Annotated in this window: 22 protein-coding genes; 13 read left to right on the top strand and 9 right to left on the bottom strand. The window is 72.4% G+C overall.

Annotation, left to right across the window (positions count from 1 at the left end):
• Positions 1–115: 115 nt before the first annotated feature.
• On the bottom strand, positions 116–1,357 hold the full coding sequence (locus ACIG5E_RS30330) for an MFS transporter (protein WP_396538760.1): 1,242 nt from the start codon (positions 1,355–1,357) through the stop codon (positions 116–118).
• A 160-nt stretch (positions 1,358–1,517) separates the two neighbouring features.
• On the opposite strand from ACIG5E_RS30330, the gene ACIG5E_RS30325 reads away from it, so the two are divergent.
• Both ACIG5E_RS30325 and ACIG5E_RS30320 read left to right on the top strand, forming a co-directional pair.
• Complete coding sequence (locus ACIG5E_RS30325; protein WP_396538758.1) at positions 1,518–1,895, top strand: ArsR/SmtB family transcription factor; 378 nt, start codon at positions 1,518–1,520, stop codon at positions 1,893–1,895.
• Positions 1,896–1,970: 75 nt separating this feature from the next.
• A complete protein-coding gene (locus ACIG5E_RS30320; RefSeq protein ID WP_396538756.1) occupies positions 1,971–2,588 on the top strand; it encodes a dienelactone hydrolase family protein in 618 nt (205 codons plus the stop codon).
• Positions 2,589–2,639: 51 nt separating this feature from the next.
• Here ACIG5E_RS30320 and ACIG5E_RS30315 read toward each other — a convergent pair whose 3' ends face one another.
• On the bottom strand, positions 2,640–3,086 hold the full coding sequence (locus ACIG5E_RS30315) for an Lrp/AsnC family transcriptional regulator (protein WP_396538754.1): 447 nt from the start codon (positions 3,084–3,086) through the stop codon (positions 2,640–2,642).
• Between the two features lie 93 nt (positions 3,087–3,179).
• Here ACIG5E_RS30315 and ACIG5E_RS30310 point away from each other — a divergent pair, with 93 nt between their 5' ends.
• From ACIG5E_RS30310 to ACIG5E_RS30300, 3 genes are all read left to right on the top strand, one after another.
• Positions 3,180–3,995, top strand: coding sequence for an LLM class flavin-dependent oxidoreductase (locus tag ACIG5E_RS30310; protein ID WP_396538752.1), 816 nt, complete (start codon positions 3,180–3,182; stop codon positions 3,993–3,995).
• Complete coding sequence (locus ACIG5E_RS30305) at positions 3,992–4,429, top strand: nucleoside deaminase (protein ID WP_396538750.1); 438 nt, start codon at positions 3,992–3,994, stop codon at positions 4,427–4,429. The genes ACIG5E_RS30310 and ACIG5E_RS30305 overlap by 4 nt, the downstream gene beginning before the upstream one ends.
• Positions 4,430–4,505: 76 nt before the next feature.
• Positions 4,506–5,399, top strand: a complete 894-nt coding sequence (locus ACIG5E_RS30300) for a DUF2268 domain-containing protein (RefSeq protein WP_396538747.1) — start codon at positions 4,506–4,508, stop codon at positions 5,397–5,399.
• A gap of 122 nt (positions 5,400–5,521) precedes the next feature.
• On the opposite strand, the gene ACIG5E_RS30295 is transcribed toward ACIG5E_RS30300, so the two are convergent.
• Positions 5,522–7,609, bottom strand: a complete 2,088-nt coding sequence (locus ACIG5E_RS30295; protein ID WP_396538745.1) for a transglycosylase domain-containing protein — start codon at positions 7,607–7,609, stop codon at positions 5,522–5,524.
• A 555-nt stretch (positions 7,610–8,164) separates the two neighbouring features.
• Here ACIG5E_RS30295 and ACIG5E_RS30290 point away from each other — a divergent pair.
• Positions 8,165–8,878: a hypothetical protein gene (locus ACIG5E_RS30290; protein WP_396538743.1), complete on the top strand. Its 714-nt coding sequence runs from the start codon at positions 8,165–8,167 to the stop codon at positions 8,876–8,878.
• A gap of 229 nt (positions 8,879–9,107) precedes the next feature.
• On the top strand, positions 9,108–12,641 hold the full coding sequence (dnaE, locus tag ACIG5E_RS30285; protein WP_396538741.1) for a DNA polymerase III subunit alpha: 3,534 nt from the start codon (positions 9,108–9,110) through the stop codon (positions 12,639–12,641).
• A gap of 50 nt (positions 12,642–12,691) precedes the next feature.
• On the opposite strand, the gene ACIG5E_RS30280 is transcribed toward dnaE, so the two are convergent.
• Positions 12,692–13,579, bottom strand: a complete 888-nt coding sequence (locus ACIG5E_RS30280; protein WP_396538739.1) for a LysR family transcriptional regulator — start codon at positions 13,577–13,579, stop codon at positions 12,692–12,694.
• A gap of 72 nt (positions 13,580–13,651) precedes the next feature.
• Here ACIG5E_RS30280 and ACIG5E_RS30275 point away from each other — a divergent pair, with 72 nt between their 5' ends.
• The 6 genes from ACIG5E_RS30275 (at position 13,652) to ACIG5E_RS30250 (ending at position 19,949) form a co-directional block, all read left to right on the top strand.
• Positions 13,652–14,554 (top strand): dihydrodipicolinate synthase family protein, encoded by a 903-nt coding sequence (locus tag ACIG5E_RS30275; RefSeq protein WP_396538737.1) that lies wholly within the window; start codon positions 13,652–13,654, stop codon positions 14,552–14,554.
• A 111-nt stretch (positions 14,555–14,665) separates the two neighbouring features.
• Entirely contained in the window at positions 14,666–15,694 is a 1,029-nt protein-coding gene (locus ACIG5E_RS30270; protein ID WP_396538735.1) for an aspartate-semialdehyde dehydrogenase, read from the top strand.
• Between the two features lie 249 nt (positions 15,695–15,943).
• Positions 15,944–17,233 (top strand): NYN domain-containing protein, encoded by a 1,290-nt coding sequence (locus ACIG5E_RS30265; protein ID WP_396538732.1) that lies wholly within the window; start codon positions 15,944–15,946, stop codon positions 17,231–17,233.
• A gap of 83 nt (positions 17,234–17,316) precedes the next feature.
• Positions 17,317–18,315, top strand: a complete 999-nt coding sequence (locus ACIG5E_RS30260) for an ABC transporter ATP-binding protein (protein WP_396538730.1) — start codon at positions 17,317–17,319, stop codon at positions 18,313–18,315.
• Positions 18,312–19,121, top strand: coding sequence for an ABC transporter permease (locus ACIG5E_RS30255; RefSeq protein ID WP_396538728.1), 810 nt, complete (start codon positions 18,312–18,314; stop codon positions 19,119–19,121). Before ACIG5E_RS30260 ends, ACIG5E_RS30255 begins: the two co-directional genes overlap by 4 nt.
• A gap of 66 nt (positions 19,122–19,187) precedes the next feature.
• Positions 19,188–19,949 carry a hypothetical protein gene (locus tag ACIG5E_RS30250; protein WP_396538726.1) on the top strand — a complete coding sequence of 254 codons (762 nt, stop codon included), beginning with the start codon at positions 19,188–19,190 and terminating at the stop codon, positions 19,947–19,949.
• A gap of 77 nt (positions 19,950–20,026) precedes the next feature.
• Here ACIG5E_RS30250 and ybaK read toward each other — a convergent pair whose 3' ends face one another.
• From ybaK to ACIG5E_RS30225, 5 genes are all read right to left on the bottom strand, one after another.
• Positions 20,027–20,521 carry a Cys-tRNA(Pro) deacylase gene (ybaK, locus tag ACIG5E_RS30245; RefSeq protein WP_396538724.1) on the bottom strand — a complete coding sequence of 165 codons (495 nt, stop codon included), beginning with the start codon at positions 20,519–20,521 and terminating at the stop codon, positions 20,027–20,029.
• A 28-nt stretch (positions 20,522–20,549) separates the two neighbouring features.
• A complete protein-coding gene (locus ACIG5E_RS30240) occupies positions 20,550–21,287 on the bottom strand; it encodes an LON peptidase substrate-binding domain-containing protein (RefSeq protein ID WP_396538787.1) in 738 nt (245 codons plus the stop codon).
• Between the two features lie 196 nt (positions 21,288–21,483).
• The gene (locus tag ACIG5E_RS30235) at positions 21,484–22,398 is read right to left on the bottom strand and encodes a hypothetical protein (RefSeq protein ID WP_396538722.1); all 915 of its coding nucleotides are present in this window, start codon (positions 22,396–22,398) and stop codon (positions 21,484–21,486) included.
• A gap of 13 nt (positions 22,399–22,411) precedes the next feature.
• Positions 22,412–22,615: a hypothetical protein gene (locus ACIG5E_RS30230; RefSeq protein ID WP_396538720.1), complete on the bottom strand. Its 204-nt coding sequence runs from the start codon at positions 22,613–22,615 to the stop codon at positions 22,412–22,414.
• Positions 22,612–23,076 carry a hypothetical protein gene (locus ACIG5E_RS30225; RefSeq protein ID WP_396538718.1) on the bottom strand — a complete coding sequence of 155 codons (465 nt, stop codon included), beginning with the start codon at positions 23,074–23,076 and terminating at the stop codon, positions 22,612–22,614. The genes ACIG5E_RS30230 and ACIG5E_RS30225 overlap by 4 nt, the downstream gene beginning before the upstream one ends.
• Positions 23,077–23,543 lie beyond the last annotated feature (467 nt).

The following is a 23,543-nucleotide window of genomic DNA, read 5'->3' as shown; positions in this document are numbered from 1 at the left end:
CACGCCGTCCCCCCCCCGCGCGCGGCGCGGGGGGGGGGGGGGGGGGGCGCGGCCGCCCCCCCCCCCCCCCCCCCCCCCCCCCCCCCCCCGCCGCTCCGGTTCTGCCGTCGGCCCGTCAGGCCGGGTCCGTCACCTCGCGCCTGGTGGCGAGGACTACCAGGCCGCCGAGGACGGCGAGGCCCAGCAGTACGGCGGCGAAGACGGTGGCGCCGCTGGTGAGGCCCACAGCGTCGCTGAGGTAGCCGGCCGAGACGGGCAGCAGGCCGGCCAGGAGGTAACCGCCCACGTTGAGCGCGGCGTTGGCCTCGGCGAGGCGCTGCGGCGGGATGCCGGCGTTGAGCAGCGACAGGCCGCCGAGCTGGCCCGTGCCCTGGCCGGCGCCGGCCAGCAGGGCGGCGAGGATGAGCGCCGCCACCGCCTCGGTGTGCACGGCGACGGCCAGGGTGACCATGCTCAGTGTGGTGGCCGCCGCGCCGGCGGTCAGGATGGTGCGGCGGCGCAGCTGCCGGACGGCGAACTGCACGCCCGTGGCGGCGAGGAACATCGCGAACGCCATCGCGCCGGCGACGATCCGGTTGGTGGTGCCGAGCAGGCCGGACAGCAGCGAGGGGCCGAGCGAGAGCACGAACGACGTGGCGGTGATTCCGGGCGCGAACACCGCGATGCCGAGGGCGAGTTGACGCCCGTTGCCGCGCGGGACGCCGGGCACCCGGATCCAGGCGCCCTGGCCGCGGCTCTCGGGGCGGCGCACCGGCATCCGCAGGACGACCAGCACCGCGCTGGCCAGGACCACGGCCTCGACGACGAAGACGGTGGTGGTCGGTGCGGGCGCCAGCTCGGAGAGCACCCCGGCGAGCAGCGGGCCGAGGCCGGCGCCGAAGACCATCGCGCAGGAGGCCAGCAGGGCGGCGGTCCGCTTGCGCTCGGGCCCGGCCACGTCGGTGACCGCCGCCATCCCTGCCGACACCGCGGCGCCGACCGCGATGCCGGTGAACAGCCGCGCCACGATCAGCGCGGCGACGCTGGTGGCGGTCCCGAAGATCAGGCAGGCGGCGAGGCCGAGCGCGAGGGCGGGCAGCAGGACGGGCTTGCGGCCGACCCGGTCGGAGACCACGCCGGAGACCAGCAGCGAGCTGATCAGTCCGACGATGTAGAAGGCGAACACCACGGTCAGGGTGCCCTTGGAGAAGCCGATGTCGTGCTGCCACAGCACGTACAGGGGCGTGGCGGCGTTGGAGAGCACGAAGACGGCGGTGACCGGCCAGGCGGCCAGCCAGATCCACCACAGGGGTGTGGCTGCCGGCCGGGTCGGGGCTGGTGCGGCGGCCTGGACCGGGGCCGTCCTGGTTGCGGACATGACTGTTCCCTCCCGAGGTGTGCTGCGGGGTCCGCAGCAGTACGAGTCGAGTCGAACTTAGCATGCAGTACGATTGGAGTCGTACTGATCGCTGACGCCGAGTCATGACGTCATCGGCGTTGTGAAGTCCTTGGAAGCGTGAGGAGTTGAGGAGCTGCCCATGTCCGTGACCACGACCGGTGCGCCCGCCGTCAAGGTGCTCCCTGAGCCGTCCGACCTGCCCGCGCCGCTGCCCGAGCCGGGCGTCGACGAACTGCGGCTGGAGACCGTCCTCGGAGCGCTCAGCGACCCGCTGCGGCTGACCATCGTCCGCAAGCTGCTGCTGGAGTCCGAGGACTTCGACCACTCCTGCGGCTGGTTCGGGCTCGACCGGCCCAAGTCCTCGCTCACCCACCACTTCAAGGCGCTGCGGGAGGCCGGGGTCACCCGGCAGCGACAGTACGGGCTGGAGCGGCGCAGTCACGTGCGGGTCGAGGACCTCAACGCCCGATTCCCCGGGCTGCTCGACCTGGTGGCCGCCTGGACCCCGCAGGGCTGACGCCCCTCGGGCGTGCCTCGGGCACCTCGGGCCTGCCTTCGGGGCGTGCCTTGGGCGTGGGGTGCGGGATCATGGATGGGTATCCCTGACAACGTTTGCCGAAGGACCCCAACCGTGGCCCAGATCGTCCTCTTCCACTCCGCCCACGGCCTGAGCCCGGCCGTGCGCGGCGCCGCCGACCGGCTGCGCGCCGCCGGGCACACCGTGCACACGCCGGATCTGTTCGAGGGGCGCACCTTCGACGACGCCGAGGCCTCCCAGGCCTACCAGGAGGAGGCCGGCGGCGGGGACGAGCTGCTGCGGCGCGCGGTGGTCGCCTCCGCCCCGCTATCCGAGGGCGGGCTGGTGTACGCCGGGCTCGGGCTCGGCGGCGCGATCGCCCAGAACCTGGCGCTGGCGGACGAGAAGGCGCGCGGGCTGCTGCTCCTGCACGGCACCTCGGACCTGCGCGAGGACGCGGTGACCGACATCCCGGTGCAGCTGCACATGGCGGAGCCGGACCCGTTCGAGCCGGAGGACTGGCTGAACGCCTGGTACCTGCGGATGCGGCGGGCGGGCGCGGAGGTCGAGGTGCACCGCTACCAGGGCGCCGGGCACCTGTTCACCGACCCGGACCTGGACGACTACGACGCGGAGGCGGCGGAGCGGGCCTGGGCCGCGGCGCTGGACTTCCTCGCGGACCTGGAGGGGTAGCGGGGCCGGGGCCGCGGCTCGGTCCCGGTGGGGGCGGGCTGGGCCGGGGCCTTACGGCCGGGCCGGGCCGCGGCGGGGGAGGGTCTGGCTGTAGACGACGCTGGTGGTGGTGGAGCCGAAGCCGGCGAGGGAGTCCACCAGGGTCTCCAGGTGCTCCATGGAGGTCGCGGCGACCTTGAGGGTGTAGCAGTCGTCGCCGGTGGTGCGCAGGCACTCCAGGATCTCGCGGCGCCGGGTGAGCAGCTCGTGCAGCGGCTGGTGGCGGTTGCCCGGGTACTTCAGGCGGACGACGGCGAGCACCGGGTAGCCGACCTTGGCCAGGTCGACGGTGGCGTGGTAGCCGGTGATGACGCCCAGCGACTCCAGGTTCCGCACCCGCTCGGTGGTGGCGGACGGGCTGAGGTTGACGCGTCGGCCCAGCTCGCTGAGGGAGATCCGGGCCTCCTGCTGGAGCTGGTCGATGATCGCCCAGTCGGTCTCGTCGAGGTTCGCGGTCATCCGGCGATATTACCGGGAGATTCGCGGCGGGAAGCGGCTTCCACCGGGAGGATCGGGTTCCGTGCGCGATGTGCCCGGGAATAGCCTCGTGGCATGCAACTTGGCGTCAACGTACCGAACTTCGGGCCCGGGACGGACCCCGGCATACTGCGCGACTGGGCGCGGGTGGTGGAGGGTCTCGGGTTCGACCTGCTGATGGTGTCCGACCACATCGCCGTGACGGCGGACGTGGCCGAGCGCTACCCGGAGCCCTTCTACGACCCCTTCGCGACGCTGTCCTGGCTGGCCGGAGTGAGCGACGGACGGCTGCGGCTGGGCACGACCGTCCTGGTGCTGCCGTACCGGAACCCGCTGCTGGTGGCCCGGATGGCCGGCAGCCTGCACCGGCTCAGCGGCGGGCAGTTCGTGCTCGGCGTCGGGGTCGGCTGGGCTCGGCAGGAGTTCGAGGCGCTCGGGGTGCCGTTCGGCGCGCGGGGGCGGCTGACGGACGAGTACCTGCGGGCCGTGCGGGAGGCCTGGGCGAAGCAGGGTGAGGGCGCCGCCGCTCCCGTGTGGGTCGGCGGCCACAGCGAGGCGGCGATCCGACGGGCGGTCGAGCTCGGTGACGCCTGGCACCCGCTGCGGTTGCCCGTGGCGCGGATGCGGGCCGTGCTGGAGAGCCACGACCTGCCCGGCTTCGCGCCGCGGATCGCACTGCGGCTGACGGACGAACCGGTGCACGACCCGGACCGGCCCGCCGGGGTCGGCAACCTGGAACAGGTGATGGCTGACCTGTGGGAACTGCGCGGGCTCGGCGCCGAGGCCGTGGTGCTGGACCCGTACCACGCCGACCCGGAGGAGACCCGCCGGCCCGAGACCGCCTGGCGCGCCCTGACGGCAGCGTCCGAGGAGTGGAGGAGGACGTCGTGATCACTACTGCTGACGAGGCGCTGCTGCGGCGCGCGATCGGGATCGCCGCGCGGGCCGTGGAACTCGGCGACGCGCCGTACGGCTCGCTGCTGGCCGGACCGGACGGGACGGTGCTGGCCGAGGCGCACAACACCGTCCGGCGGGACGACGACATCACGGCGCACCCGGAGCTGAAGCTCGCCCGCTGGGCCGCCCGGGTGCTGGACGAGGAGGCGGCCGCCCGGACCACCATGTACACCAGCTGCCAGCCGTGCGGCATGTGCGCGGGGGCGCTGGTCCGCTCGGGGATCGGGCGGGTCGTGTACGCGCTGGCGACCGAGCAGCTGGTCGAGCTCAACCCGGCGTCGGGGGCCTGGCCGGTGGTGGCGCACGACGGGCCGGCGCTGTTCGAGGAGGCGCGGGGGCCGATCGAGGCGTACTACTGGGAGGGTTGAGCCGGGTCGACGGTCCATCGCTTCGCGCGCGCGGGAGTTGACCCTCACGTGGCGTGAGGCCCTACCGTCCAGGGGCATGGAGATCGTTGTTCATGACACGGCGAGCGCGATGCTCGAACTGCTGGGGCGACCGGTCGGCGAGCGAGCCGACGCGCTGCGGGAGGTGTACCGGCCGCTGGAGGGCGTGATGTCCGAGGTGATGGGGCCGGTGGACCTGGTGGGGATGCACCAGACGATGGGGAGCGGGTTCCGGCTCGACCGGGAGGACGAGCGGTACCTGCCCGCGGTGCGGCGGATGCGGGAGGAAGGGGTGTGGCGCCGGGTCGAGGAGTCGGCCCGGGCCGCGTGGCAGCGGATCGACGCCGCGGTGCCGGGCGTGCGGCACGCCGAGACGGTGCACGTGGTGCTGGTGCTCGGCAACCCGGACGACGAGCACCTGACCGTCCGCAGCGGCGGCTACTTCGGGATGGGCGGGATCCCCGGGGCGATCCAGCTGGTGATCTGGCCGACCGAGACGAGCCTCGCGAAGATCGGGCACGCCGCGGCGCACGAGGTCCACCACAACGTGCGGTACGCGAACGTGGTGTGGGACCCGATGACGGTCACCGTCGGCGAGCAGGTCGTGGCGGAGGGGCTGGCCGAGGCCTTCGTACGGGAGTTGGCGGGGGAGGACGCCCTGGGCCCGTGGTCGACGACGCTCACCGGGCCCGAGCTGGACGGCGCGTACGAGCGGATCACGGCCGCGATCGACGTCGCCGGGATGGGGAACCTGCCGCCGTACGTCTTCGGGGACGCGACGGCGCGGCGGATGGGGCACGAGCCGGTCGGGCTGCCGGACTTCGCCGGGTACGGGGCCGGGCTGCGGATCGCCGACGCGCACCTGGCGGCCTCGGGGCTGACCGCCGCACAGAGCGTGGCGTTGCCGGCGGGCGTGGTCCTGGCCAACGCGGGGGTGCCGACCGGGGCGTGAGGGGGGGCAGGGGCAGCCGGCGGGGCGCGCGAGGGGACGCCCCGCCGGGCTGGTGCTCGGCGGGGCGCGCGAGGGGACGCCCCGCCGGGCTGGTGCTCGGCGGGGCGACGTGGTGGGGCCGGTCAGTGCTGCGAGCCGGAGGGGGTGCCGGCCGGAGCGTCGGTGCCGGTTCCGGTGCTGCTCGGGTCGGGCTTGGGCGTCGGGTCGGGGATGTCGGCCATCGGCAGGGACTGCTTGGGCGTGCCGCGCAGGGCGTCGTTCATGGCGTCCTGCCAGATCGGTCCGGGGCCGTCGGCGCCGAACACCTCGGTGTGGGTGCGCCCGTTGATGGTGATGTTGCGCATCTCGACGCCGCCGTCCGGGCCGCCGAGCCACACGGCGGTGGCCAGCTGCGGGGTGTAGCCGTTGAACCAGGCGGCCTTCTTGTGGTCCGAGGTGCCGGTCTTGCCGGCGATCTGCCGGTTGTCGTCCAGCTGAAGCGCCGCACCGGTGCCGTTGTTCTCGGTCACGCCGTTCAGGACGGTGTTCATCTCCCGTGCCGTCGTCTCGGAGAAGGCCCTCTCGCAGTGGCCGGCCGGGACGGGGACGTTCTTGCCGTCCACGGTGGTGATCTTGTTGATGGCGATCGGGTCGCAGTGGGTGCCTTCGGCGGCGAAGGTCGCGTACATGCTCGCCATGGTCAGCGGGCTCATCTCCTCGACGCCCAGGGCCATCGCCGGGACCTCCTCCAGCGGCTTGCCGCTGGCCTTGGTGGTGATGCCGAGCTTGTTGGCCATCTGCTTGACCGCGCAGAGGCCGATCTCCTCCTCCATCTGCACGAAGTAGGTGTTGACCGACAGGGCCATCGCCTGCTTCAGCTGGTAGGGGCCCTTCTCGCTCGCGGACTCGTTGGGCACCACGGTCTTGGGACGGCCCTCGTTCCGCCAAGTCCCCTCGCAGGTCTTCATCGTGGGGTACTCGATCTTGTTCGGGGCCAGGTACTCCTTGTTCGGCGGCAGGCCCGCCTCCAGCGCTGCGGCCGCGACGACCGGCTTGAACGTGGAGCCGGGCTGGAAGCCGCTGCCGCCGCCCATCGCCAGGTCGACGTTGAGGTTGACGACGGTCTGGTTCTGCTCCTTCACCAGGCCGTACGGGCGGGTCTGGGCCATGGCGAGGATCTTGCCGGTGCCGGGCTCCATCATGGTCGCCGCGGCCGACACCTGGTCGGTGACCCGCACGCGGCCGCTCACGGCGCTCTGGGCGGCGGCCTGCTTGTCCGGGTCGAGGGTGGTGTAGATGTTCAGGCCGCCCTGGTCCCAGACCTTCTTGCGGTCCTCGGCGGACTTGCCGAAGGCCGGGTCCTGCTTGACCACGTGGCGCACGTAGTCGCAGAAGAAGCCCATGCCGGCCTTGGCGGTGATGCAGCCGTTCTGCGGGTCCTTGTACTTGAGGCCGAGCGGGGCGGCCTTCGCCTCCTTCGCCTGGTCGGCGGTGATGTGCTTGTTCTCCAGCATCTTGTCGATGACGGTGTCCCGGCGCTTCTGCGCGGCCTGCGGGTGCAGCTTCGGGTCGTACTGGGTCGGGTTCTGGACCAGTCCGGCGAGGGTGGCGGCCTCGGCGATGGTCAGGTCCTTGTTGCTCTTGCTGAAGTAGCGCTGGGAGGCGGCCTCCACGCCGTAGGCGCCGTTCCCGTAGTACGTGATGTTGAGGTAGTTGGTGAGGATCTGCTCCTTGGGCAGTTCCTCCTCCAGCCGGATCGCGACCTTGAGCTCCTGGATCTTGCGGCCCAGGGTCTTGCGCTGGGCCTCCAGGACGGCGCCCTTGTCGTCGCCGGCCTTCTCCACGTTGACGTTCTTCACGTACTGCTGGGTCAGCGTGGAGGCACCCTGGGCGGCGGTCCCGCTCTCCGCGTTCTTGCTCAGTGCGCGCAGGACACCCTTGAGGTCGACGGCGCCGTGCTCGTAGAAGCGGGCGTCCTCGATGTCGACCTGGGCGTGCCGCATGAACGGCGACATCTGGTCGGGGGTCAGGACCGTGCGGTCGCGCTCGTAGAGCTTCGCGATCAGGCCGCCCTTGGCGTCGAAGATCTGGGTGGCCTGGGTGAGCGGCGGGGTCTTGAAGTCGTCGGGAATGTCGTCGAAGCCCTCCGCCGTGCTCTTGGCGGTCAGTCCGATGCCACCGGCGACGGGCAGGGCGAGGCCTGCCAGCAGCACACCGGACACGACGCTCACACCGACGAAGGTCGCACCGAAGCGGGCCAGCCGGAGCGGCGATTTGCGGGGCGGGCGGGGAGCGGCGGCGTCGCCGTCGGAGGAATTACGTATCGGAGAGGGATTCGATTCCATTCCGGAATGCTAACCCTCGGTCCTTGCTGGTCGAACGATTTTTCGCGGGGGATTGTCACGGCTTTGCTACAGGTGCGAGAGTGGGCTTTTGGATGTTTGAACGTACACGAACTAAATGAATGCAGGGGGATTCGGAATTCCGCTGAATGTGCACTCGCCGAGGCCCCCCGCGAGCGCGTCGCCCCTCCCCTTCCGTGGTCTGACATCCCTTTGATGCGGTGACCGGGGCGAAACGTTGCACGCGTTCGCGCGGGACGGCGGCGCCATCGTGCCGCTCGCCCGCCGACGGCAGGTGAGGAGCGGCGGGCCCAGGCGAGGGGTGGGGGCGGACCTTGCCCGCGGTTGAGGCACGATGGGGCCGTGGCTGAGCGGAGATACGAGTACGCACCGGCGGGGACGCTTCCGGGGCTGTTGCAGCGCGGTCGGGGCCTGGGGGCGTTGATGGCGGCGGAGGATCCGGAGGCGGCCGCCGACCTGGTGTACGGGTGCGTTCGGTGGGAGTGGCGCTGGGATTCGCAGGTTGATGATCGGCGCCTGTATCTGGCGCGGCTGATCCGGGACTTGGAGTTGCCGCTCGGACCGGTGATCGATCTCCTCGCGGAGGATGAGGAGACCCAGTGCCGGGCGACCGGCGTGTTGGAGCTGCTGGTGCTCGGCGGCTCGGGGGAGGCTCGGGAGGCGCTGTCGGGGTACGCGCCGAAGGAGCACGGCGGCGTGCCCCGGCCTCGGCGGGTGCTGGCGGAGCACGGCGAGGAGAGCGATGTGCCGACCTTGATCGCCGAGCTGGAGCGGCAGTGGGTGGAGCAGACCTGGTGCGGGCCGGACGTGCTCGCGCGCGGGCTGGCGCGGTTCGGCCCCGAGGCGGGTGGCGCGGCGTCGCTGCTGCGGCGGTTCTGGTTGTGGACGCCGCACTCGTACGAGCGGGCCGCGTACCTCGAAGCGCTGGCGGCGATGGGGTCGGCCGGGACGGCCGAGGCGTACACCGAGTCGCTCTGGGACTGTGAGGCCGACGCGCGCCTGCTGGGGGTCGGGCACGCCCCCGACGCGCCGGACGTGCGGGCTCGGCTCGTGTCTCTTCGGGACGATCCGATCGAGGAGCCGGAGGTCAGGAACGCGGCCGAAGCGCGGCTGGCCGGGCTTGCTCCGGGGCTGTGAATCCGGTGCCCGGCTGTCGGGGGCCGGACACGCTCCGGAAGCGGTGGGGCGGGAGTTGCGGAGGTGCGTCTCCCCGGGAGGGGCGGGCTAGAGTGGACGCGTGAACGTGTGAGTGATGGTCCGGACCCCGAGAGGTGTTCCGGGCCACCTCCATTTCCAGGGGAAACCTCTGTGACCTGCACGTTCGCCGGCCCACCAGATCAGCACCAGAGCCTCCGGAGGCCCCGCCTTGAGCGACCAGCCGTTCGCGCATCTGCACGTCCACACCGAGTACTCGATGCTGGACGGTGCCGCCCGGCTGAAGCAGATGTTCAAGGAGGTCGAGCGGCTGGGCCAGACCCATGTCGCGATGACCGACCACGGGAACATGTACGGCGCCGCCGAGTTCCACAAGCAGGCGACCGACGCGGGCATCACCCCGGTGATCGGCATCGAGGCGTACGTCGCCCCCGAGTCCCGCTCGAACACCAAGCGCATCCTGTGGGGCCAGCCGCACCAGAAGAAGGACGACGTCTCGGCGTCCGGCGCGTACACCCACAAGACCATCTGGGCCCGGAACAAGGAGGGCCTGCACAACCTCTTCAAGCTGACCTCGCGCTCCTACGCCGAGGGCTGGCTGGTCAAGTGGCCCCGGATGGACAAGGAGCTGATCTCCGAGCTGTCCGGCGGCCTGATGGCCACCACCGGCTGCCCCTCCGGTGAGGTGCAGACCCGGCTGCGCCTCGGGCAGTTCGACGAGGCCGTGAAGTCCGCCGCCGACTACCAGGACATCTTCGGCAAGGAGAACTACTTCCTGGAGCTGATGGACCACGGCCTCGACATCGAGAAGCGGGTCCGCGACGGGCTGCTGGAGATCAGCAAGAAGCTGAACATCCCCCCGGTGGTCACCAACGACTCGCACTACACCACCGAGGCCGACGCGGGCGCCCACGACCTGCTGCTCTGCGTGCAGACCGGCAAGAACCTCTCGGACCCGGACCGTTTCCGCTTCGACGGCACCGGCTACTACATCAAGTCCGCCGCCGAGATGTACGCGCTGGACTCCTCGGACGCCTGGCAGGAGGGCTGCCGCAACAGCCAGCTGCTGGTCGCCTCCCGGGTCGACACCGAGGGCATGTTCAAGTTCAGGAACCTGATGCCCCGCTTCCCGATCCCGGAGGGCTTCGAGTCCGAGGCGGACTTCTTCAGGTCCAAGGTCTGGGAGGGCATGGACTGGCGCTTCCCGGGCGGGTACGACGAGGAGCACAAGAAGCTCGCCGAGTACGAGATGGACACCATCATCCAGATGGGGTTCCCGGCGTACTTCCTCGTGGTCGCCGACTTCATCATGTGGGCCAAGAGCCAGGGCATCGCGGTGGGCCCGGGCCGCGGTTCGGCGGCCGGTTCGCTGGTCGCGTACGCGATGGGCATCACCGACCTCGACCCGATCCCGCACGGCCTGATCTTCGAGCGCTTCCTCAACCCCGAGCGCATCTCCATGCCCGATGTCGACATCGACTTCGACGAGCGCCGGCGCGGTGACGTGATCCGCTACGTGACGGAGAAGTGGGGATCCGACAAGGTCGCCATGATCGTCACGTACGGCACCATCAAGGCGAAGGCCGCCATCAAGGACTCCTCGCGAGTCCTCGGCTACCCCTACGCGATGGGCGACCGGATCACCAAGGCGATGCCGCCGGACGTCATGGGCAAGGGCATCCCGCTGTCGGGCATCACGGACCCGAGCCACCCGCGGTACGGCGAGGCGGGCGAGATCCGGAGCCTGTACGAGAACGACCCGGACGTGCGGAAGGTCATCGACACCGCGCGCGGCATCGAGGGCCTGATCCGTCAGCCCGGTGTGCACGCGGCCGGCGTCATCATGTCCGCGGAGCCGCTGACCGACCACATCCCGGTCTGGACCCGGCACACCGACGGCGTCACCATCACGCAGTTCGACTACCCCACCTGTGAGGGCCTCGGCCTTCTCAAGATGGACTTCCTCGGCCTGCGCAACCTGACGATCATGGACGACGCCGTCAAGGCGATCGAGAAGAACAAGGGCATCAAGATCAACCTTCTTGAGCTGCCCCTCGACGACAAGCCCACCTACGAACTCCTCGCCCGTGGCGACACGCTCGGCGTCTTCCAGCTCGACGGCGGGCCGATGCGCTCGCTGCTGCGCCTGATGAAGCCCGACAACTTCGAGGACATCTCGGCCGTCCTCGCGCTGTACCGCCCGGGCCCGATGGGCGTCAACTCCCATACGAACTACGCGCTGCGCAAGAACGGGCAGCAGGAGATCACCCCGATCCACCCGGAGCTGGAGAAGCCCCTGGAGGAGGTACTCCGGCCCACCTACGGCCTGATCGTCTACCAGGAGCAGGTGCAGAAGGCCGCGCAGATCCTGGCCGGCTACTCGCTCGGCCAGGCGGACCTGCTGCGCCGCGCGATGGGCAAGAAGAAGAAGGAGATCCTGGAGGCGGAGTTCGTCCCCTTCCAGAAGGGCTGCCGCGAGCGCGGCTACTCCGACGCGGCCATCCAGGCGGTGTGGGACGTCCTCGTCCCCTTCTCCGGCTACGCGTTCAACAAGGCGCACACCGCCGGGTACGGGCTGGTCTCGTACTGGACGGCGTACCTCAAGGCCAACTACCCGGCCGAGTACATGTCCGGCCTGCTCACCTCCGTCAAGGACGACAAGGACAAGTCGGCGGTCTACCTCAACGAGTGCCGCAAGATGGGCATCCAGGTGCTGCCGCCGGACGTCAACGAGTCGGACTCCGACTTCACGCCGCACGGCAGCGAGACCGTCCGGTTCGGCCTGACCGCCATCCGCAACGTCGGCGGGCCGGTGGTCGAGTCGATGATCCGCACCCGGAAGGCCAAGGGGAAGTTCACCTCCTTCCCGGACTTCCTGGAGAAGGTGGAGTCGGTGGTCTGCAACAAGCGGACCGTCGAATCGCTGATCAAGGCCGGGTCGTTCGACTCGCTCGGACACACCCGCAAGGGCCTGAGCGCGCAGTTCGAGCCGATGATCGACAACGTGGTCGGGGTGAAGCGCAAGGAGGCCGAGGGGCAGTTCGACCTCTTCGGCGGCGACGCCACCTCGGACGAGCCCAGCTTCGGGCTGGACGTCGTCTTCTCCGAGGAGGAGTGGGAGAAGTCCTTCCTGCTCACCCAGGAGCGGGAGATGCTCGGCCTGTACGTCTCCTCGCACCCGCTGCACGGCATCGAGCACGTGCTCGCCGACAAGTCCGACTGCGCGATCGCCGACCTCGCCGAACGGCCGGACGGCACGATCGTCACCATCGGCGGCATCATCTCGGGCCTCCAGCGGAAGATGACCAAGCAGGGCAACGCCTGGGCGATCGCCACCGTCGAGGACCTGGCGGGGTCCATCGACTGCATGTTCTTCCCGGCCAGCTACCAGCTGGTCTCCTCCCAACTGGTCGAGGACGCCGTGGTGTTCGTGCGCGGCAAGCTCGACAAGCGGGAGGACGTGCCGCGGCTGATGGGCATGGAGCTGTCCGTCCCGGACCTGTCGAACGCCCACGCCGAGGCGCCGATCACCATCAACATCCCGAGCGGGAAGGTCACCCCGCCGCTGATCGCCCGGCTCAGCGAGGTGCTGACCCACCACAAGGGCACCACCGAGGTGCGGGTGCGGCTGGAGAGCCGCACCAAGACGACGGTGCTGCGGCTGGACCGGCACCGGGTGAAGTCGGACCCCGCCCTGTTCGGGGATCTGAAGCAGCTGCTCGGGCCGAGCTGCCTGGCCGGCTAGCCGGCCCGTGAGGAGCCCGGGGCGCTGTGCACCCCGGGCCCCTCGCGTTTTCAGGCGCCGCTGCCGAGCCCCGGCGGGACGGCCGTGTGCAGCGCCGAGACGAAGGCGGAGATGGCCGGGTGGGAGCCCGCGCCGGCGCGGAAGGCGGCGCGGGTGCGGCGGTACATCGGCAGGCGGGTGAGCACGACGCCGGGCGGGGGCTGGGCGGTGCCGAGGTGGGGGACCAGGGCGACGCCCTGGCCCGCGGCGACCAGGGCGAGCACCGTGGTGAAGTCGTCGATCTGGTGCCGGATCCGGGGTGCGAAGCCCGCCGCCTCGCAGGCCCGGACGGCCATGGTGTGGCAGAGGGTGCCGGGCGGGGACATGATCCACGGCGCGCCGCGCTGCTCGGCGACCGTCCCCGGGGTGCGGGCGGCCAGGTACATCGGCTCGGTGAAGACCGGGCGGGTGACCGCGAGGCCCGGTTCCGCGTCGGTCGGGACGAGGTCGTACTCGTGGACCAGTGCCACGTCGAGTTCGCCCGCGCGCAGCGCCGCGCCGACGGCCGCCGGGTCGACCTCGGTGACCATCGGTTCCAGCCCCGGGTGCCAGGCGGCCAGGCCGCCGAGCACCGCCGGGATGATCGCGCGGGCCGCCGAGGGGTAGGTGCCGATCCGCAGTGGACCGGCCAACCCCCGTTTGGCGTGGGCGAGTTCGGCGCCCGCCTGCTCCAGCAGGGCGAGCACGGACTCGGCGTGGCGGACCAGGTTGCGCCCGGCCGGGGTAAGGGCCACCCGCCGCCCGGTGCGTTCCAGCAGCGGGACGCCGGCCTCCTTCTCCAGGACGGACAGCTGCTGGGACACCGCCGAAGGGCTGAAGGACAGCGCCTCGGCGACGGCCGCGATGGTGCCGAGATGGGCGAGTTCGCGCAGCAGGCGCAGGCGTCGGACGTCGAGCATCGGCTCAGCTTACGAGAAGCGTCGGAAATGTGAACTGGACCTGGGTGATCGACGGGCCGCAGGATCGTCGGCATGGAACTCAAGAGCCTGGAACTCAAGGGCGTCTACGTCCCGCTGATCACTCCCTTCGCCGCCGACGGCAGCGTCGCCCTCGACGCGCTGGAGAAGCTCGCGCACGAGGTCCTGGACGCCGGGGCGGCCGGCCTGGTCGCGCTCGGCACCACCGGAGAGCCCGCCGCGCTGACCGCCGAGGAGCGGGACGCGGTGGTGGACGTCGCCGCGGCCGCCTGCGCCGCCCGCGGGGCGCAGCTGATCGTGGGCGCCTCCGGCGGCGACACCCGGGCCGTCGGCGAGGCGCTGGCCGCGCTCGGCGCTCGGGTGCCGCGGGCGGCGGCGCTGGTCACCACGCCGGCCTTCGTCCGGGCGGGCGAGGCCGGGACGGTCGCCCACTTCAGGGCGCTGGCCGCGAGCAGCCCGCTGCCGCTGGTCGTCTACCACATCCCGTACCGCACCGGGCAGCAGCTCTCCACCGCCGCGCTGCGCGAACTGGCCGCGATCGAGGGCGTGGTGGGCGTCAAGTACGCGACCGGCGGGCTGGACCAGTCGGCCGCCGAGCTGCTCGCCGACACCCCTGAGGGGTTCGCCTTCCTCACCGGTGAGGACGCGTTCCTGGCGCCGATGCTGGCGCTCGGCGCGGCCGGCGGCATCCTGGCCTCCGCGCACCTGGCGACCGGCCGGTTCGTCGAGCTGTACCAGGCCTGGCGGGACGGGGACGTCGAGCGGGCCCGGGCGCTCGGGCACCGGCTGACCGCCCTGGCGCTGTCCGCCTTCACGGCGCCCAACCCGACCGTGACCAAGGGCGTGCTGCACGCCCAGGGCCGGATCCCGACCCCGGACGTGCGGCTGCCGCTGCTGCCGGCCGGGGAGGCGGAGGTCGCGGCCGCGCTGGCCCTCGCGAGTGGTCTGGACCAGTAGGGCCGTCCGGGCCCCTCTCACAGCGTGGAACGGAAGGCCGCCCCGCCCGCGTGACAAGGCATGATGGGCAGAGTGCGGCTGTAGACAGCACGATTCAGAGGAGTAGTCGGAATGAAGATCGGCATTGTCGGGGCCACCGGCCAGGTCGGCGGCGTGGTCCGCGAGATCCTGGCCGAGCGCAACTTTCCGGTGGAGCAGCTGCGGCTGTTCGCCTCGGCCCGCTCGGCCGGGCGCACGCTGTCCTGGCAGGGCACCGAGGTCACCGTCGAGGACGCGGCCACGGCCGACTACACCGGCCTGGACATCGTGATCTTCTCGGCCGGCGGCTCCACCTCCAAGGCCCTGGCCCCCAAGGTCGCCGCGGCCGGTGCCGTCGTCATCGACAACTCCTCCGCCTGGCGCCGTGACCCCGAGGTCCCGCTGGTCGTCTCCGAGGTCAACCCCGAGGCGATCGCCGACCGGCCCAAGGGCATCATCGCCAACCCCAACTGCACCACCATGGCCGCCATGCCCGTGCTGCGCCCGCTGCACGAGGAGGCGGGGCTCGCCGCCCTGATCGTCTCCACCTACCAGGCCGTCTCCGGCAGCGGCGTGGCCGGCGTGGCCGAGCTGCAGGACCAGGCCGCCAAGGTCGTGGACGGCGCCGCCGCGCTCGCCCACGACGGCTCCGCCGTCGAGTTCCCCGAGCCCAAGGTCTACCAGCGGCCGATCGCCTTCAACGTGGTGCCGCTGGCCGGCGCCATCGTCGAGGACGGCTCCAACGAGACCGACGAGGAGCAGAAGCTCCGCCACGAGAGCCGCAAGATCCTCGGGATCCCGGAGCTCAAGGTCGCCGGCACCTGCGTGCGCGTCCCGGTCTTCTCCGGCCACTCGCTGCAGATCAACGCCCGCTTCGAGCGTCCGATCAGCCCCGAGCGGGCCGTCGAGCTGCTCACCGGCGCCCCCGGCGTCGAGCTGTCCGAGATCCCCACCCCGCTGCAGGCGGCCGGCCGGGACCCGAGCTACGTCGGCCGCATCCGGGTCGACGAGACCGTGGAGAACGGCCTGTCGCTGTTCGTCTCCAACGACAACCTGCGCAAGGGCGCCGCGCTCAACGCCGTCCAGCTGGCCGAGCTGGTGGCCGAGGAGCTCAAGGGCTGACTCGGATCGACCCCGCGTGACGTTTGGCGGGCCCCGTCGTTGAACGGGGCCCGCCTTCGTGTTTCTTTGCGACTCGTTGGGGCGGCTGTTGCGGGACCGGGACATCCCCCGAGGTTCGGGGCGCGAACCATGGGGAAAAGGTGACCCAACGATCGGGCGGTCACGGGGGCCCCTCACCCCACACGTTCGGACGACGGGCGGACCGCCCACCCAGACCGACTACGAGGGCGAGCGAGAAGAGGTGCGCAGATGGACCGCTGTGTCGTCCTGGTGGACGCCGGATACCTGTTGGGCGCCGCCGCCAGCCTCCTCGCCGGTGACCCTTCCCGCTCCAAGGTCACCGTCAACCACGCCGCGCTGATCAGCGCCCTTCGGGAGCGCGCCGAGGCCGAGACCGGGCTGCCCCTGCTGCGGATCTACTGGTTCGACGCGGCCCCCGACCGCCGCCCGATGCCCGAGCACCGTCGGCTGCGCGTGCTGCCCCGGGTCACCGTACGGCTGGGCGCCCTCACCCGGGCCGAGGGGCGCTGGGTGCAGAAGGGCGTGGACGCCGCGATGCACGCCGAACTCTCCGAACTCGCCCGCAACCGGGCCTGCGCCGACGTCGTGCTGATCACCGGCGACGGCGACCTGCTCCCCGGGATGATGACCGCCAAGGAGCACGGCGTGGCCGTGCACCTGTGGGCGCTGCAGGCCGCCGACGGCGACTTCAACCAGTCCGAGGACCTGGTCGGCGAGGCCGACGAACGGCGGGTGCTGGACCGCGAGTGGATCGAGGGGTCCTTCTCGCTGCGCGACCACTCCACCGTGTTCCCCGCCCCCGGGACGGGCGGCGCCCGGCAGGAGATCGCCAAGATCCTCGCCGCCCCGCCCGCCTCCCTGCCCAGCGTGGTGCCCCCGGTCGTACGGCCGGCCGCGGCGGCGGTGCCCGAGGAGCCCGCCGCGAACGGGCGGTCGCAGCCGGCCGCGGCGCTGCGGGTGGTGCCCACCCCGAAGGACCTCGCCGGGCGGGTCTCGTCCGTCAGCCCGATCGGCCCGGCGGTGGGCCTGCCGGCCAACGGACACGCCAACGGGCACGCGGCGGGCGGGCAGCCGGCCAACGGACACGCGGCGGGCGGGCCGGTGCTGCGCTGGTCCTCCGACCGGGGCTGGGTCGACCGGCCCGCGCCCGAGCCCTCCGTCACCGCCGGGGACGGCCTGCCGACCCTGGCCCAGCTGACCACCGCCGAACAGCGCTGGGCCGACCGGGAGGAGGACATCACCAGCATCGGCGGCGACGCCCACGAGGTCGGGCAGGTCTTCGCCCGGCGCTGGAGCGACCGGCTCGGCGACCTCGAACGGCTCACCGTGCTCTGGCCCGACTATCCGCGCATCCCGCACCGGGTCGACGGCGAGCTGCTGCGCTACGCGGCCCGCTTCGGGCTGCTCGCGCACAAGGACGACCAGATCGACGAACACGACCGCTACGCCATCCGGGCGGGCTTCTGGAAGGAACTCGCGGTCCGGGTGCCGGGCGGGTCGATGGTGGTGGACGACTGACCGCTGTCAGCGGTCCTCGGCGATCCTCGGCGATCGGGCCCCGTTGTCCGGTTCGCCCGTGTGAGCGCGTAAAGTCTCCGGTCGTGAACGAGACGGCCGGGCGAGCACCCCAGGACACCCCGCCGTGCGTCGCCGTACGCGACCTGGTCAGGACCTACCGCGGCGGGCGCGGCGCCGCCGCCACCGAGATCCGGGCCAACGACGGGATCAGCCTGACCGTCCGGCAGGGCGAGATCTTCGGGCTGCTCGGGCCCAACGGCGCGGGGAAGTCCACCCTGGTCCGCCAGCTCACCGGCCTGCTGCGGCCGGACTCCGGGACGGTCGAACTGCTCGGGCACGACATCGTCCGCCACCCCGAGCGGGCCGCCCGGCTGCTCGGCTACCTCGGGCAGGAATCCACCGCGCTGGACGAGCTGACCGTCGCCCTGGCCGCCGAGACCACCGGGCGACTGCGCGGGCTCAGCCGCTCCGCGGCCCGGGGCGCGGCGGCGGACGTCCTCACGGAGCTCGGGCTGGAGCCGATCGCCTCGCGGCCGCTCGCCAAGCTGTCCGGCGGACAGCGGCGGCTCGCCTGCTTCGCGGCCACCCTGGTCGGGGACCGGCCGCTGCTCGTCCTGGACGAACCGACCACCGGCATGGACCCGGTGGCCCGGCGGGCCGTCTGGTCGGCCGTCGACCGGCGCCGGGCCGAACACGGGACGACGGTGCTGCTGGTCACCCACAACGTGATCGAGGCCGAGACCGTGCTCGACCGGGTCGCCGTGGTGGACGAGGGCCGGGTCATCGCCTGCGACACGCCCGGCGGGCTCAAGGCGCTGGTGGACGGCGACGTCCGGCTCGACCTGGTCTGGCGGGACGAGGCGCCGATCGGCGTCCCCGCCGTCGCCGAGCTGGCCGAACGGGCCGAACGCACCGGGCGCCGCTGGACCGTCCGCACCACCCCGGAGCAGGCCCGCGAACTGGTCGCCGCCGTCACCACCGGCCCGGCCTTCGCCGCCCTCGACGACTTCACCCTCGCCACCCCGAGCCTTGAGGACGCCTACCTCAAGCTGGGCGGCCGCCACGGAGGACTGGCCAAGTGACGCTGCTCTCGGTGCCCCCGCGGACCCGTCGGTCCGCCGTCTCCCCGGCCCCGCTCGCCCCCGCGGCGCGGCTGCTGCCCGCACTCGCCGCGGTGTACCGGGCGCAGCTCGCCCGTGCCAAGGTGGCGCGCATCCCGCTGCTGTTCGTGGCGACCTTCCAGTCCGTCGGCATCCTGGTGATGATGCGGGGCGTCGTGGACGCCGGGCAGACCTCGGCGGCGCGGGCCGTGGTCGCCGGGTCCAGCGTGCTGGTGGTGGCGTTCGTCGCGCTGAACCTGCTGGCGCAGTACTTCGGGAAGCTGCGGGCCACCGGAGGCCTCGACCACTACGCGACGCTGCCGGTGCCCGCCGCCTCGGTGGTGCTCGGCGCGGCCGCCGCGTACGCCTCCTTCACCCTGCCCGGGACGCTCGTCACGGCCGGCGTCGGCGCGGTGATGTTCGGGCTGCCGCTCGGCCAGCTGTGGGTGCTGCTCGCCGTGGTGCCACTGGCCGGGGCCGCGCTGTCCGGGCTCGGCGCGGCCTGCGGGCTGCTGGCGCCGCGGCAGGAGATCGCGACCATGCTCGGGCAGCTCGGCATGTCGGCGGCCCTGCTGCTCGGCGTCCTGCCCGTCGACCACCTGCCGCAGCCGGTGCTGTGGCTGCGCGACCTGCTGCCCTCGACGTACGGGGTCGAAGCCTTCGCGCGGACCTTCGCGCCGGACCCGGACTGGGGGATGGTGCTCGCCGACCTCGGGGTCTGCGCGGCGGTCGGCGTGGTGTCGCTGGCCCTGGCCACCTGGGCCTACCGGCGGGCGGTCGCTCGTTAGTCACCCGTCCGGCGGCCGCTCGGGTGGGTGGGCCGTTCGGACGGCCGTCGTGAAACGATGGGGCCTGTGACCGTACCGAACACACCTCCGGAACCAGCCCGCGCCGACGCGGCGGCCGAGCCGGGCGCCGTACCCGACCCGTTCGCACCGCCTCCGGTCTCCGACGCGGAACCGCCCGCCGGCCTGCCGGCCGCCCCGCCCGTCGCGGAGCACCCGCTGCCGGCCGAGCTGCGGATCGGCTCCGGGGTCGTGCTCGTCTGCCTGCTCGTCGGACTGGTGATGGCCGGGCTGTGGGCCTGGCTCGCGCCCAAGGTCCCGCTGGTCGTGGACGGGGACCGGATCCTCTACGTCGACCCCGAGGGCGAACAGCGGGCCGGCGCCGACGCCGTGTTCGTGCTGATCGGGCTGGGCGCGGGCCTCCTGACGGCGCTCGGCGCCTTCCTGGTGACCCGCAAGCGCGGCGGCGGGATCTCGGTCGCGCTGGGGCTGGCGATCGGCGGACTGCTCGGCTCGATCGGGGCCTGGAAGCTCGGCCGGTGGCTCGGGCCCAGCGACAACCTGATCGGGGAGGCCCGGCGGGTCGGCAACGGCGGGCACTTCGACGCGAGCATCGACCTGGGGGCGCTGGGAGCGCTGCTGGTGTGGCCGATGACGGCGATGGTGGTGCTGCTCGCGCTGTCGGCGGCGTTCGGGAAGCGGGAGGAGGACCCGCCGCCGTACTGGGGGGTGTCGGCGGGGACGTACGGGGCTCCTGCGGAGGGGGCTTCGGGGGCGGCTCCGGCTCCGGTGGATGCGCGGCCGGGGGCGGAGGAGCCGCGGCAGGGCTGAGTTCGACGGGGGGCGGAGGGTCGGCGGTCGGGTACAGGCCGGGGCCTTCCGCCCCCTGCGTTTCCGGGCCCGGGGCGTCAGCGGGCGATGGGGGCGGTGTGGGCCCGGGTGAGGGCGACGAGGTCGGCGGGGGCCAGTTCCACTTCGAGGCCGCGGCGGCCCGCCGAGACGTAGACGGTGGGGTGGGTGAGGGCGCTGGCGTCGATGACGGTCGGTAGCGGACGGCGCTGGCCCAGCGGGGAGATCCCGCCGCGGACGTAGCCGCTGCTGCGTTCGGCGGCGGCCGGGTCGGCCATGGCGGCGCGCTTGCCGCCGACGGCGGCTGCCAGGGCCTTGAGGTCGAGTTGGCCGGCGACCGGGACCACGCCGACGGTCAGGGTGCCGTCCACGTCGGCGACCAGGGTCTTGAAGACGCGTTCGGCGGCCACCCCGAGGGCCTCGGCGGCCTCCCCGCCGTAGGAGGCGGCGGCCGGGTCGTGCTCGTAGGCGTGGACGGTGAAGGGGACGGCGGCGGTCTCCAGGGCGACGGTGGCGGGGGTGCCCTGGCCGCCCTTCTTCGGCTTCTTGGCCATGCGGGGGTCCTGGGGGTCGGTCGGGGCTTCAGTTGGGGCTGAAGGACTGGCGGGTGAGGTCGACCGCGGGCAGCGAGGGCAGCCAGCTGAGGACGGAGCTCTCGCGGCGCAGCAGGTCGAGTTCGGCGCGCAGCCGCTGGGCGGTGTCGGGGCAGGCGAGCAGCTGCTGCTTGACCGGGGTCTCGAACACCGAGGCGGCGGCGACCAGGTAGGAGAGCACCTGCGGGTCGTCGGGGAGCTGCTGGCGGCCGTGGGTGGTGGCCTCACGGGCGCCGGCCAGGCGCTTCTGGTAGACCCGGAAGGCCCGCTCGACCTCGGAGGCGAGGGCACCGGAGCCCTCGCCGGAGCGCTCCTCGATCGGCTCGATCTCACCGGTCAGGTACGGCCCGCTGACGTCCACCGAGCGCAGCCAGAACCGGGTGATGCCGGTGACCAGCAGTTCGTAGCGGCCGTCGGGCTGGGGCTGGGCGGAGGAGACGTCGGCGACGCAGCCGACGTGGTAGATCGCCTCCAGCGGGTCCCCGGTGACGGTGCCGAGCCCGTCGAGCGGGCCGGCCGGGCCGTCCTCGGGCCGGACCGGGGCGACCTCGCGGCCGTCCTTGATGGCGAGCACGCCGAAGCGGCGCGGCTCGTCCTCGGGCTGTTCGAGCAGGTCGGCGACGAGACGGCGGTAGCGCTCCTCGAAGACGTTCAGGGGCAGCACGAGGCCCGGGTAGAGCACGGTGTTCAGCGGGAAGAGCGGCAGCCGTTCTGTCACGGCGGACAGCGTAGTTGCCCGGGGCCCGACCTTGTCGCCCGGTTAACGTGCCGGACCGTCTCAGCCGCGCTGGAGAGCGATCCGGTCTCGCTGCTCGACGGCTGCACGGACGTCGTCTACCGGGCGGCCCGGGCCCCGGATCCGGCTCGGATGACGGCCGAGGCGGACGCCCCGGCCCGCCCGCTCCGTGGACACGGGCCCGGGTTCACGCGGCGGCGAACAGGCCGTGCCCGCGCAGGGCCGCACGGGCACGGGCGACGCCGTCGGGGGTGGCGGCGGCGCCGATGCCGATCGCGAGGGTTCTGGTGCCACCGAGGCCTGCGCAGGGGCGGCAGATGCCGGGTCGGGGCACGGGGTCGTGGCACTTGGCGCACTCTGCGGAGGGCTTCGGCGCTCGGACGGGTGGCATCTTGCGTTGGAGGCGGTCGCGCAGGAGGTCCACCGGGGAGTGCACGGGCGTGGGCAGGGCGGGGAGCAGGGCTTGGGCCAAGTCGGCGGCGGAACTGCCCCGCTCCAGCCATTGGGCGACGAGGGGTGCCAGTTGCAGCGCCTCGGCCTCGCCGAGGCGCAACCGCGGCTCGGGCCGGATCGCGCGGAAGAGCGCTGCCACTGCCGCGCCGGTCTGCTCGTCCGGTTGCGTCAACTGGGCAGGGAGGGTGGGTGCTTCTTCCGGGTCCTTTACGGAAGGGGTGACAGCGCGGCCGATGGCTCGCTCACCGGCGGCCGGCTGGGGGACAGCCGGTGTCGGGTGGGGTGTGTCGAACACGTGGGCCTCGGATCGCACGGTGCCGTTCGGCAGCCGGAACGTGTCGACGCGGTAGTACCCGGCGTCCTTCAGCTCCTTGAGCGCCCGGCGAATGGCGCCTCGCCCCTGCGGGCTGGTGTCGGCCATGTGCCGCCCGTCCTCGCGCCAGCCGTCGGGACGGGAAAGGAGATCCGCGAGGAGGCCTCGGGCGGTGAAGCTGAGGCGACGGTCCTGGAGGAGACCGTTCGGAAGTACGGTGAAACAGCGCGCGTGGGCGCTACGATGAATCTGCATTGGGAGTTCGTGCTCCTGTTGCCGGACCCCGGGGTGTTCCACCACCGCCGGGGTCAACTGTGTTCTGTTGATGATGCGCAACGTAGCACGGCAATCACACTGAGTGTGAAGCGTTTGCGAAAAGGCGGGCGGGGCCGTGACTACTGCCACGACCCGCCCTCGGACGATCGGGGATGTCGTAGACGTAGCGGCGCTGGAAGCGGTCGGCCACGTGTTCGGCCCCCGCTTCGGCCAGCAACGCGCGGATTTTCTCCGGCTCGACGTTGAGGATCTTCGCTTCGAACTCAGTTGCGGTCATTGGCCGTTGCCTTCCTCGATGCTGCGCGGGACGCGCGAGCGAACGATATCGGCGATCGCGCGGGCCACCTCCTCCGGCGTGCGGCCAGTGCCGTCCACACGAAGAAGGCCGAAGGCCCTGTAGGCGCGGGAGCTCTCGGCCACGTTGGGCTCCTCCCGCTGGTGCCAGTAGCTCAGCGTCCCGCGCTCGGCCCGCCGACGGAGCCGCTCCTGGCGAACCTGCTCGTCCACCTCCAGCAGGATCGGCACATTCGGGACGAGGGCCCCGTCCGGGTACTCCGGGGCGCAATCGTGCCCCATGGCCCTGTGCGTGGCGATGGTGCGTGGGAAGTAGGACTCGACCACCACGGTTCGCCCGCTCTCCGTGAGCGTTCGGGCCGTCTCCGATGTGATGTGGTTCGCCATCAGCCACCAGTGGAACCGCGCAGGCAGGATGCCGGTGGCGTCCACCTCTGCGCGCATGCGGGGGAACGTCGGCAGGGCATCGTGCGTGAGGTGAAGGCCGTTGATGAAGGCGGCGACCAGCGGGGCGACGGTGGTCTTCCCGCTCGCGCAAGGGGTGGGCGGGCGGGGCGCTCAATCTTTGGCGGGCCCGAGCCCTTGGGTGCGGGCCCGCCCGGTTCTCATCGGTTCTTGGCCGGCGCTATGTGTGAATTCCGCCGCGCCGCGATTCCGCGGCGCGGCGGAATGGCTGAACCCGGGGCTTTTTGGTTCCTGCGTGGGAAGTCGGTCTGGCCGACTTCCCACGCAGAAGTCGTCGCCGCTTGGGCAAGACCGAAGTGGCGACAGGGCGATGAGGGCAAAGTGACGCGTGGTTGGGGTGGGGGGGGGTGCCCCGGCCCCACCCCCCCCCCCCCCCCGGCGAACCAGGGGGGCGCCCGGGCCACGCCCGGGGGGGGCGGGAGGCCCGGGGGGGCCGCCCACCCCCC

The sequence above is a fragment of the Kitasatospora sp. NPDC053057 genome (assembly GCF_044546945.1).
Classification (GTDB): domain Bacteria; phylum Actinomycetota; class Actinomycetes; order Streptomycetales; family Streptomycetaceae; genus Kitasatospora.
The sequence above is the reverse complement of the archived record's forward strand: the minus strand, read 5'-3'. Positions and strand labels throughout refer to the sequence as shown.

Bases quoted from the DNA above. Each gene is read 5' to 3' on its own strand.
- ybaK (WP_396538724.1), bottom strand. From the start codon at position 20,521: ATGGCCAAGAAGCCGAAGAAGGGCGGCCAGGGCACCCCCGCCACCGTC.
- ACIG5E_RS30280 (WP_396538739.1), bottom strand. From the start codon at position 13,579: ATGCTCGACGTCCGACGCCTGCGCCTGCTGCGCGAACTCGCCCATCTC.
- ACIG5E_RS30225 (WP_396538718.1), bottom strand. From the start codon at position 23,076: ATGCGCGCAGAGGTGGACGCCACCGGCATCCTGCCTGCGCGGTTCCAC.
- ACIG5E_RS30290 (WP_396538743.1), top strand. From the start codon at position 8,165: ATGGCGGCGGAGGATCCGGAGGCGGCCGCCGACCTGGTGTACGGGTGC.
- ACIG5E_RS30270 (WP_396538735.1), top strand. From the start codon at position 14,666: ATGAAGATCGGCATTGTCGGGGCCACCGGCCAGGTCGGCGGCGTGGTC.
- ACIG5E_RS30330 (WP_396538760.1), bottom strand. From the start codon at position 1,357: ATGTCCGCAACCAGGACGGCCCCGGTCCAGGCCGCCGCACCAGCCCCG.
- ACIG5E_RS30300 (WP_396538747.1), top strand. From the start codon at position 4,506: ATGGAGATCGTTGTTCATGACACGGCGAGCGCGATGCTCGAACTGCTG.
- ACIG5E_RS30310 (WP_396538752.1), top strand. From the start codon at position 3,180: ATGCAACTTGGCGTCAACGTACCGAACTTCGGGCCCGGGACGGACCCC.
- ACIG5E_RS30275 (WP_396538737.1), top strand. From the start codon at position 13,652: ATGGAACTCAAGAGCCTGGAACTCAAGGGCGTCTACGTCCCGCTGATC.
- ACIG5E_RS30230 (WP_396538720.1), bottom strand. From the start codon at position 22,615: ATGACCGCAACTGAGTTCGAAGCGAAGATCCTCAACGTCGAGCCGGAG.
- ACIG5E_RS30325 (WP_396538758.1), top strand. From the start codon at position 1,518: ATGTCCGTGACCACGACCGGTGCGCCCGCCGTCAAGGTGCTCCCTGAG.
- ACIG5E_RS30265 (WP_396538732.1), top strand. From the start codon at position 15,944: ATGGACCGCTGTGTCGTCCTGGTGGACGCCGGATACCTGTTGGGCGCC.
- ACIG5E_RS30320 (WP_396538756.1), top strand. From the start codon at position 1,971: ATGGGTATCCCTGACAACGTTTGCCGAAGGACCCCAACCGTGGCCCAG.
- ACIG5E_RS30315 (WP_396538754.1), bottom strand. From the start codon at position 3,086: ATGACCGCGAACCTCGACGAGACCGACTGGGCGATCATCGACCAGCTC.